The organism is uncultured Cardiobacterium sp. (assembly GCF_938028185.1).
Taxonomy (GTDB): Bacteria; Pseudomonadota; Gammaproteobacteria; order Cardiobacteriales; family Cardiobacteriaceae; genus Cardiobacterium.
The window spans coordinates 1-8,846 of record NZ_CALJAH010000272.1; the positions used below are offsets into that span (position 1 = coordinate 1).

Below are 8,846 nucleotides of genomic sequence, written 5' to 3' on the forward strand. Positions count from 1 at the left end.
CAGAGCGCGCTCGCCCGCCTGCATTCGGTGCGTGCCGCACACCTGACCCAGCCGCGCCCCGCCGTGGAGGGCGGCCTCGCCGATCAGCTGCTGAAGGTTCTGCCCTACGAGCTGACCGAGGGGCAGCAGAAGGTGGGCGCTGAGATTGCCGCCGATCTGTCGAGTGAATCGCCCATGAACCGCCTGCTGCAAGGTGATGTGGGTTCCGGTAAGACCGTGGTGGCTCTGCGCGCCATGCTGCAGGTTGCCGATGCGGGCGGCCAGTCCGCGATGCTCGCCCCGACCGAGGTGCTTGCCGAGCAGCATTTGCGTTCGGTGCTGGATATCCTGGGGGATATGGCGGCGCCCGAAGACTCAGACGCTGACGATTCAGCCGACGGTTCTGCCGAGGTTTCTGCCGCTGGAACTCCCGCGGGAAGCGAGGAGTCCGGCCGTGTGCGCGTGCGCCTGCTGACCGCCTCCATGGGCACCCGCGCCAAGCGCAAGGTACTGCAGGAGCTCGCCGACGGCGACCGGGTCGAGGATGACCGGCACGCCCGCGCGGTTTGCCGCCGCGCCTGCTTGTTGCATCGCTTCCAGCCGTGTTTGTGATGGTGTGCCGATGTTCAGCACCAGCGCCGCGCTGCGCGCCGCCAGTTCTGCCGCCTCGGCGGGGCTTTCCGCCATCAGCGGCGAGGCGCCGAGCGCGAGCAGGCCGTTGGCGCTGAAGTTGGCGGCGACGGCACTGGTGATGTTGTGAATCAGCGGGTTTTGTGCGCGGATGGCGCTCAGGTAGTGGATGTGCATGGTGTTTCCGGTGGGTGTGAGCCGGAAACAGTGACGCACCGCGACTTTGTCCGGGAGGCGGACGCTGCGGCGGTGCGTGGTGCGGGTGATGCTTGCATAAGTTTCCTACGCCAGTGTTAGCTGTTTCAGGTTCACGGGTATGTTCTCAGCCGCCCGGCGGACGGCACCCCGACTTGATGAAGTCTGTGCGCAGTTTAGCGCAGTTGTGGCGGGTGGGGGCAAGTATCCCCGCCGGAGCGGGGATTGGGGTGCGGGTTAGGCGCTGTTTGTCATTCAGCCTCTAGCGGTCGCGGCGCAGGCGGGTTTCGACGTCGTGCAGCAGTTTTTTGAAGGAGTTGGTGAAGTGGTTGTTGTCGGTATCGACGCGGATGTCCGCCAGTCCTTCGTAGAGGCCAAGGCGTTCGTCGCGGATTTGTTCGAGTTTGGCTTGCAGGTTTTCCGCGTTTTGTACCAGCGGGCGGTTGCGGTCGCGCCCTATGCGCAGGATTTGTCGGCGCACCGAGACGTCAAGGAAGACGACGAGGAACTGGCTCGCAATGAGGCGGCGGTTTTCGGCTTTGAGGACGATGCCGCCACCGCAGGCGACAATCATGTCGCGCGGGGTGGCAAGGACGCTCGTCAGCACTTCGTGTTCGCGTTTGCGGAAGCCTGCTTCGCCTTCGGTGGCGAAGATGGTCGGGATGTCCACGCCGGTGCGGGCGCACAATGCGTGGTCGGTGTCGGTAAATTCCCAGCGCAGGCGGGTGGCGAGGCGTTTGCCAAGCGAGGTTTTGCCCGCGCCCATCGGCCCGATCAGGATGATTTTGCGTCCGGCGGTCATGTGTGCTCCGTTATTTGCCAAGCAGCATATGCTGTGGCAGGTGTTCGTCGAAGTAGCGGGTGATGCCGCCCGCGATGCCGCGCGCCAGTTGTTCCTGGTAGTCGGGCGAGGCGAGTTTGCGTGCTTCGTTCGGGTTGGAGATGAAGGCGGTTTCGACCAGCATGGAGGGGACGGCGAGCGAGCGCAGCACGACGAAGTTGGCGCTGTTGACCCGTTTGCCGTGTAGGTTGCCGAGGCGGGCGAGTTCGTTCAGGGTGCGGCTGGCGAGGGCGTGGCTGGATTCGATGGTGGCATCCTGCTGGATGCCCAGCAGGGCTTGCTGCACGTCGTTGTCGTATTTGCGCACGTCTATGCCCCAGCGCTGGTCCACGGTGTTTTCGGTGCGTTCGAGGTATCTGCCGATTTGGGTGGTCGCGCCTTTGGTGGAGAGGATAAAGACGGAGGCGCCGCTCGGTTCGTTGCTTTCGGAGGAGTCGGCGTGGATGGAGACGAAGATGTCGGCGTTGCGGCGGCGGGCGATGGCGGTGCGTTCGTGCAGCGGGATGTAGGTGTCGCCGTCGCGGGTGAGGAAGGCGCTGAAGCCTTTTTTGGCGTTGAGGTGTTTTTTCAGGCGGTGCGCGATTTGCAGGACGACGTCTTTTTCGCGCAGGCCGGTGGACGGGTTGACCGCGCCAGTGTCTTTGCCGCCGTGGCCGGGGTCGATGGCGACGACGATGGTGCGTTTGGAGACGGAGGACGGGGTGATGATTTTGTTCTGTTTTTCGATGCGTCCGCTGGCGGAGATGTCGCGCTCCACGGTGACGGTCGCGGGCGCGCTGCGCTGCGGTTTGTAGGCGGGGACGGTGCGCGGCGCCGGGACGGCGGCGATGTTCGGCTGCGGGCGTGGCGCGGGCAGGGTCGCTGGCGGCAGGTTGGGTTGCGGCAGCGGGGTGGTTTGCATGAAGGGCGGCGGCGCGCTGTTCGCGTTCGGGTAGGGGAGGGCGGCGGGGCTGGTGTTGGGCAGGGGCGCGCTGACGGGCGGGCTGCCAATGCTGACGCCGCCGCTGTCGCGCATGGTTTCCAGCGGTTCACCAGCGAAGACGACGTAGGGCGGCTGGTCGCTGCTGTCGAGGGATTCGAGGGTGAGTGTCTGTTCGGCGAGGTTGTCGTAGATGTCGATGACGATGCGGTTGCCGCGTCCGTTTTCCGGCGGCATGGTGTAGATGTTGGTTTTGGCGGGGTAGCGCAGGTCGATGACGACGCGCAGGGTGGTGGTGTCGCTGAAGCCGGTGCGGATGCTGGTGACGGCACCGCTGTTGAGGGTCATGCCGGCGCGGCCGCTGCGGCTGGCGTCGGGCAGGTCCAGCACGATGCGCGGTGGCCCGGCAAGGCTGAACTGGCGGAAGACGGTCGGGCGGTCGAGGTCGAGGACGAGTTGGGTTTTGTCCGGCAGACGGTTGTAGCGCACGTCTTGCAGGGTGACGGCCAGCGCCTGCACGCTGCAAAGCAGGGCGAGGAGCAGGAGCAGCAGGGCGCGGGCGCGCAGAAGTGCCTGGATTGCGGTTCGCAAGGTCATGTTTCTTGTGGGTTTTGTGGGAATCCCCGCATTATGCCTGTCTTGGCGGGGAAAGACCATTATCAGGCGGTTAGCGCGGTGAGGGTGCGTTTGCCGTCGCGCAGGGTGAACTGACAGATTACGTCAGCGGCGGGCAGGTATGCGCCGCCGTTTTGTGCCCATTCGATGAAGATGCGGTCGGCGCGCGCACTCCAGTCGCGCACGTCGAGGTAGAGCAGTTCGTCCGGTGTCGCCAGGCGGTATAAATCTGCATGGATTACAGTGCGTTGCCCGGTATGGTATTCGTTCATCAGGGCGTAGGTCGGGCTGGTGACGGCTCCGTTGTAGCCGCTCTGGTGCAGCCAGTGGCGGACGAAGGTGGTCTTGCCCGCCCCCAGTGCGCCTTCGAGGTAATAGACTTTGTTATCAAGGGATTGGCGCAATATGGCGATGGCATCATCAAGCGCTGCGTGTGTGGTGATGTCAAAGGTTGTGGGCATGGGCGTCTCCGCTTCCGGCTGAAAAATGTCATTACAACAGCAATTTTCATCACTGGCAAAACCCGCAGGCGGCGGGGGCGGTTTTTTTGTGGTAATATTTTGTTGTTCATCGTATTTCTGCGATGGGTATGTGCTGCGCATAGTGCCGTTTGCCCTAGGCGTTATGCAAAATAGTTATATCATTTGGAGTAAATCTAACATGGCTAAAATTGATCTTAGCAGTCTGCAAGACATTGACGGTTTCAAAGCTGCCGCACTGGTGGATGCCGATAGCGGTCTGGCACTGGCTACCGAAGGTTCAGGTCTTGACCTCGAACTGGCTTCCGCCGGTAATACCGAAGTGCTCAATGCCAAGCGTCGCGTCTGCAAATCTCTGTCACTGAATGACGATATTGAAGATATTCTTATCACCCTCGGCAAGGGCTATCACCTGATTCGCCCGCTGGAGCGCAACGACAAACTGTTCCTCTATCTGGTTCTGGATCGTTCACGTTCCAATCTCGCCATGGCTCGCCACGAATTGCGCGCTTTCGAGAAAGAACTCGATTTCTCCTGATTCAGAAGCTCTCTCGTGCGCTCCCTGGCACCCGTGCATAGGGGGCGCAATTTTTATTTATCAGTAAACGGAACCCCTCGTTATGCCGGATAATCACAGTATCTGTCTGCTCGGATTCTCGCCGGAATCAGAAAACCGTATTAAAAAAATCATTGACGCTTCCCCCGACCGTCCGCAGATCACCTGGGTTGCTGCCAATCACAAAGGGCTTAATGGCGTGGTCATCAATGCCAGTTTCCTTTCTACCCCGCAAATTCAGAAATATATTTCGCTGGTGAATTGCCCGATTGTCTGCGCCTTTAATAATGATGATGGTGCGGCATTGGCAGGCAATCACAGTTATCCGGCGCTTGACCTGCGCGATGCCGATCAGGGCAATCACAACCTCTGGCTCGGCAAATTGTTCGGCAGCGCCAATACCACGCCACCGCCGGAAAAGCATACACATGACGCCGCTCCGCGCCCGGTTTATTCCAGCGTCAGCAGTAATGACGCCCGCGAATTGCTCGACCACATTCGCCGTCGCGACAACATGGTCATTCGTGCCACCTCCGGCAACAGTATTACCTGGATCAAGCCGCACGAAGGACTGGTTTACATCAATTACCCGCGCGAATCCGTCCCCGGATTTGATTCGTGGACATGGATGGTGACAGACAATCTCGATATTCCCGACAGCGCACGCAAACTGCAATTTGACTTATGGCTGTTTGAAAGTCTGTGGCAATCCGACATGGACGGGCGACACTATATCGACGACCATGCCTATTACCGTCTCATCCGCTTTCCGCAGCCATTGGGACGACACGGACGCACCGAAGCGTTGCGCCTCGCCACCTGCACCCAGTCGCATCCGGTCAACATCCCGACCCTCTTTGAAAAAACCTCATATTCCTACGACCGCATCCGCCGCTTCCTCTTTGCTACCCTGATGGCAGGACAAGTACAAAAAGTCGAACACGACAGCGTCGTCGCCGACGAACAGGTCAAGCGCGTCTTTACCCCGCAGGAAAAAGAAAAAGTGGAACAAAAACGCAGCCTGCTGCAACGGTTGCGCGCCAAACTCGGCCTATAACGCTCACCAGACCCGATTCACATCATGCAAGAATTCAAAATTATCTTCGCAGGCAGCATGGGCGCCGGAAAGACCACGGCGATCCAGGCATTATCAGACGAAAAAGTTATTTCGACCGATGTCGCCAACAGCGACAAAAAAGCCCACAACAAACTGCTGACCACTGTCGGCATTGACTACGGCCAAATCCTGTTGCCGCCGGATACCAAAGTCGGCCTTTACGGCACGCCGGGACAAGAGCGCTTTGAGCTCGTCTGGCGCGTTGTCACCGAAGGTGCACTCGGCGCCATCATCCTCGTGGACGGTGCCTCGCCCAAAGCGGCCAAAGAACTGCCGTACTACGTGGACTACTTCCACAACCACCACATGAACAGCATCGTCGTCGGCATCACCCACTGCGACATCGACGGCGCCCACCTGAGCCTGAACGACGCCAACAAACTGCTGGAAACCCGCGACTTCAAATTCCCCATCTACGAAATCGATGCCCGCAAGCGCGATGATGTATTATTGCTAGTCGAAGCCCTGATCGCTTCCATCGAAGCAGAACTGAACTAAGGAACGCCCATGGCCACACTGGAAGACTACCGCGAGAACAACTTTGTCAACTACTGCACCCGCGCGCTGGAAACCTTCGCGGCGGAAACCCCCGGCGTGAAAAACGTCCTGCTGGCAACGCCGGACGGCTTTGAAATCGCCTCGCACGCGGAAGAATCCAAACACAGCGCCGACAGCCTCGCCGCCGTCGGCAGCTCGCTCTTTGCCTTGGGCGCCTCGCTCATCTCCGAATTCAGCCTCGGCGCGACCCGTGCCATCACCATCGACAGCGAAAAAGGCAAGGTGTACATCAGCTCCGTCCAGGCAGAAGACAAGGCGCTGATCATCCTCATCCAGTCCACCCAAAACGCCATGCTGGCGCACATCCTGCACGGCGCCAACAAACTCTCCGACCAAATCGGCAAACGGCTGCTGCTCCTCGCCTGAGCGGCCGATTGCCCGCCGACAGCCCCGCGCCGCGGGGCTTTCTTCATGAAAAAACCCCGCTCATGACCACACCGCTCATCCTCGCCATTGAATCTTCCTGCGACGAAACCGCCGTCGCCCTTTACAGCCGCGACGAAGGCATCCTCGCCAACGAAGTCTATAGCCAAATCGAACTGCACCGCCAACACGGCGGCGTCGTCCCCGAACTGGCCGCACGCGACCACCTGCGCCGCCTGCCGCTTGTGCTGCAACAGGCACTCGAACGCGCCGACAAAACCCTGCAAGACGTCAACCTCATCGCCTACACCGCCGGCCCCGGCCTGCTCGGCGCGCTGATGACCGGTGCGGGATACGCGCGCGCGCTGGCCTACGGCCTTAACGTCCCCGCCATCGCCATTCACCACATGGAAGGGCATCTGCTCTCGCCGCTGCTCGACGCTGCCCAGCCGGAAATCCCCTACATCGCCCTGCTCGTCTCCGGCGGCCACACCCAACTGATGGCGGTGGACGCGCCCGGACAATACCGCCTGCTGGGACAAACACTGGACGACGCCGTCGGCGAAGCCTTCGACAAAACTGCCAAACTGATGGGATTGCCATACCCCGGCGGCCCCGAACTCGCCGCATTGGCAGAGCATGGCAACGCCGCCCGCTTCCCGCTACCGCGGCCGATGACCAACCGCCCCGGCATGGACTTCAGCTTCAGCGGTCTCAAAACCCAGGTACGCCTGCTCATCGAAGAACAGGGCGACGACGCGCAGACCCGCGCCGACATAGCCGCCGCCTTCCAGCAAGCCGTTGTCGAAACCCTTGCCATCAAATGCCGCCGCGCCTGGCAAGAAACCGGCTACCGCGACCTCATCGTCGCCGGCGGCGTCAGCGCCAACCGCCTGCTGCGCCAAACCCTGCAACAAGAAGCAGAAAAACAGCACAAGCGCGTGTACTTCCCGCCGCTCGCCCTCTGCGGCGACAACGCGCTGATGATTGCCCACGCCGCCGCGCACCGCTACGACGGCCACGACAGCCCGCTCGACATCGAAGTCCAGGCACGATGGGAACTCGCCAGCCTGCCGCCCCACCCCGCTCGCCAGCCATGAAAAAACGACAAATCCGCCTCACCCTCGAAACCGGCCTGCTGGCCGCCCTCGCCCTTGCCCTCGCGGGCTGGACACTGCTGCGCCTCATTGGCGTCGCACACTTCGCCGGTGCGGGCTGCCAACAACACAGCGGCATACCCATTGACCCCGCGCGAATTACAGAATACTGCAAGGCGATCAAATTCACCGGCTACAGCGGCATCGCCAACCTGTTCGCCCTTGCCGCTGCCGCGGCAGGCGTGTACGGCGCGGTGCAATGCTTCCGTGGCCGCACCTCCGGCATCATTACCCTCATCATCCTCTTTGGCCTGCAAAGCGTGGCGCTGCAACTGGGCAGCCTCTCGCTCTACATCCCCGCCGCGCTCAACTTCTACTACCAGTACGAAAGCGCGAGCTTTGCCATCAACCTCAACCTGCTGATGATTTTCCTCTTCCTCAGCGCCATTGGTCGCTATCGCAACGACTTCTGAAGCGCCCACAAAAAAACGCCGGAGCCCCGGCGTTTTTTTATGCGATGACGGCATTACTGGACGATCTCGCCACGGGTGCCGCTGAAGCCGATACCATCGCTTTCCGCATTATTATGGACCCGCCCGGTCAGCTCTTCCGCCGCCGTACCATAAAACATCGCGGAATATTGCAGCGGTTGCCCGCGCGCTGCGCTGGCATTTCCGTTAATCGCCATGCCAAGGTTGGTGGACTGAATCGTCGCCGGGTTCAGCGCTATGGTGCCGTAGCGGCTAATGCCTTCAATCCGGCCTTCACCCCGCCTGGAGTCAAAATCCACGTTATAGACCAGTTTGCCGTTATCCCTGCGGTCAAAGGCGATGCCCTGGTAGGTTGCCTTGCCTGCCCCCGGCATCTGTGCGGCCTTTGTGATGTCACCGTACACATCGCTGTTGGCGAGTTTGTCATTTTCATTGAGATAGGCGACGAGCACCCCGCTATGAAAACCTTGGTAACTGCGCGCCGTCAGCTCGAACGATTTTTTATGAACTGGAAATTCCACGCGACCGGGCAGGGTAATCAGTCCTTGCGGCAGGCTGCGATAGCCATGAGTCACAAAAAGGCGGGTAATGTCCTGCACCCGGACCCCATTCACATACAACTCGGAATATTCAGGTTCACTACCGCCGTTTACCGGCTCAATGCGCCGGATACCGGTTTTGCTCATATCAAACCTGAAATTGGTGGTTTCTTCGGGCGTGAGCCGGGTAATGGTAGCCGGGGCAGCGGCAGGAGCCGTTGCGACCGGGCGTGGCGGGTCAACGGGCTGGCGGTTCGTGTCATTGTCATCACCGCCACCGCCGCCGCAGGCAGCGAGAAAAACAGGGAGCAAAGTCAGTGCCAATATGGGGCGGTTGCCGGGAACAATCATCTTCATGGATTCCATCCTTTTTCTGAAAAAGCAGCAAGGCAAAATGCGCTTGCCTGGTGAGATTATAGCCATCCACCGAAAGCCTCATACTGTGTTGCGTCGCCTCGCCGTACAAC

General features: G+C 60.6%; 10 protein-coding genes, 2 pseudogenes and 1 riboswitch. Of the genes and pseudogenes, 7 read left to right on the forward strand and 5 right to left on the reverse strand.

What is annotated here, in order from left to right:
- Positions 1–501: pseudogene (locus tag Q0349_RS14120) on the forward strand (DEAD/DEAH box helicase); the annotation flags it as partial.
- Here Q0349_RS14120 and Q0349_RS08000 read toward each other — a convergent pair.
- From Q0349_RS08000 to tsaE, 4 genes and pseudogenes are all read right to left on the reverse strand, one after another.
- Positions 502–786: pseudogene (locus tag Q0349_RS08000) on the reverse strand (hydroxyethylthiazole kinase); the annotation flags it as partial. It lies immediately after the preceding pseudogene.
- An 85-nt stretch (positions 787–871) separates the two neighbouring features.
- Positions 872–967, reverse strand: a riboswitch (TPP riboswitch).
- A 99-nt stretch (positions 968–1,066) separates the two neighbouring features.
- Entirely contained in the window at positions 1,067–1,606 is a 540-nt protein-coding gene (locus tag Q0349_RS08005) for a shikimate kinase (protein WP_298080343.1), read from the reverse strand.
- 10 nt (positions 1,607–1,616) lie between these two features.
- A complete protein-coding gene (locus tag Q0349_RS08010) occupies positions 1,617–3,155 on the reverse strand; it encodes an N-acetylmuramoyl-L-alanine amidase (protein WP_298080344.1) in 1,539 nt (512 codons plus the stop codon).
- Positions 3,156–3,223: 68 nt separating this feature from the next.
- Positions 3,224–3,640 carry a tRNA (adenosine(37)-N6)-threonylcarbamoyltransferase complex ATPase subunit type 1 TsaE gene (tsaE, locus tag Q0349_RS08015; protein ID WP_298080345.1) on the reverse strand — a complete coding sequence of 139 codons (417 nt, stop codon included), beginning with the start codon at positions 3,638–3,640 and terminating at the stop codon, positions 3,224–3,226.
- Positions 3,641–3,839: 199 nt separating this feature from the next.
- On the opposite strand from tsaE, the gene Q0349_RS08020 reads away from it, so the two are divergent.
- The 6 genes from Q0349_RS08020 to Q0349_RS08045 all read left to right on the forward strand — a co-directional run bounded on the left by Q0349_RS08020 (position 3,840) and on the right by Q0349_RS08045 (position 7,822).
- Positions 3,840–4,196: a roadblock/LC7 domain-containing protein gene (locus Q0349_RS08020; protein ID WP_366916295.1), complete on the forward strand. Its 357-nt coding sequence runs from the start codon at positions 3,840–3,842 to the stop codon at positions 4,194–4,196.
- 82 nt (positions 4,197–4,278) lie between these two features.
- Positions 4,279–5,271 carry a hypothetical protein gene (locus Q0349_RS08025; protein WP_298080347.1) on the forward strand — a complete coding sequence of 331 codons (993 nt, stop codon included), beginning with the start codon at positions 4,279–4,281 and terminating at the stop codon, positions 5,269–5,271.
- A gap of 24 nt (positions 5,272–5,295) precedes the next feature.
- The gene (locus tag Q0349_RS08030; protein ID WP_298080348.1) at positions 5,296–5,829 is read left to right on the forward strand and encodes a GTP-binding protein; all 534 of its coding nucleotides are present in this window, start codon (positions 5,296–5,298) and stop codon (positions 5,827–5,829) included.
- 9 nt (positions 5,830–5,838) lie between these two features.
- Positions 5,839–6,255: a roadblock/LC7 domain-containing protein gene (locus Q0349_RS08035; RefSeq protein WP_298080349.1), complete on the forward strand. Its 417-nt coding sequence runs from the start codon at positions 5,839–5,841 to the stop codon at positions 6,253–6,255.
- A 62-nt stretch (positions 6,256–6,317) separates the two neighbouring features.
- Complete coding sequence (gene tsaD / locus Q0349_RS08040) at positions 6,318–7,352, forward strand: tRNA (adenosine(37)-N6)-threonylcarbamoyltransferase complex transferase subunit TsaD (protein ID WP_298080350.1); 1,035 nt, start codon at positions 6,318–6,320, stop codon at positions 7,350–7,352.
- Positions 7,349–7,822: a hypothetical protein gene (locus Q0349_RS08045; RefSeq protein ID WP_298080351.1), complete on the forward strand. Its 474-nt coding sequence runs from the start codon at positions 7,349–7,351 to the stop codon at positions 7,820–7,822. The genes tsaD and Q0349_RS08045 overlap by 4 nt, the downstream gene beginning before the upstream one ends.
- 53 nt (positions 7,823–7,875) lie before the next feature.
- On the opposite strand, the gene Q0349_RS08050 is transcribed toward Q0349_RS08045, so the two are convergent.
- Positions 7,876–8,802 (reverse strand): factor H binding protein domain-containing protein, encoded by a 927-nt coding sequence (locus tag Q0349_RS08050; protein ID WP_298080352.1) that lies wholly within the window; start codon positions 8,800–8,802, stop codon positions 7,876–7,878.
- Positions 8,803–8,846: the final 44 nt, after the last annotated feature.

Coding starts and splice junctions, on each gene's coding strand:
- Q0349_RS08035 (WP_298080349.1), top strand. CDS start 5,839: ATGGCCACACTGGAAGACTACCGCGAGAACAACTTTGTCAACTACTGC.
- Q0349_RS08005 (WP_298080343.1), bottom strand. CDS start 1,606: ATGACCGCCGGACGCAAAATCATCCTGATCGGGCCGATGGGCGCGGGC.
- Q0349_RS08045 (WP_298080351.1), top strand. CDS start 7,349: ATGAAAAAACGACAAATCCGCCTCACCCTCGAAACCGGCCTGCTGGCC.
- Q0349_RS08025 (WP_298080347.1), top strand. CDS start 4,279: ATGCCGGATAATCACAGTATCTGTCTGCTCGGATTCTCGCCGGAATCA.
- tsaE (WP_298080345.1), bottom strand. CDS start 3,640: ATGCCCACAACCTTTGACATCACCACACACGCAGCGCTTGATGATGCC.
- Q0349_RS08020 (WP_366916295.1), top strand. CDS start 3,840: ATGGCTAAAATTGATCTTAGCAGTCTGCAAGACATTGACGGTTTCAAA.
- tsaD (WP_298080350.1), top strand. CDS start 6,318: ATGACCACACCGCTCATCCTCGCCATTGAATCTTCCTGCGACGAAACC.
- Q0349_RS08050 (WP_298080352.1), bottom strand. CDS start 8,802: ATGGCTATAATCTCACCAGGCAAGCGCATTTTGCCTTGCTGCTTTTTC.
- Q0349_RS08030 (WP_298080348.1), top strand. CDS start 5,296: ATGCAAGAATTCAAAATTATCTTCGCAGGCAGCATGGGCGCCGGAAAG.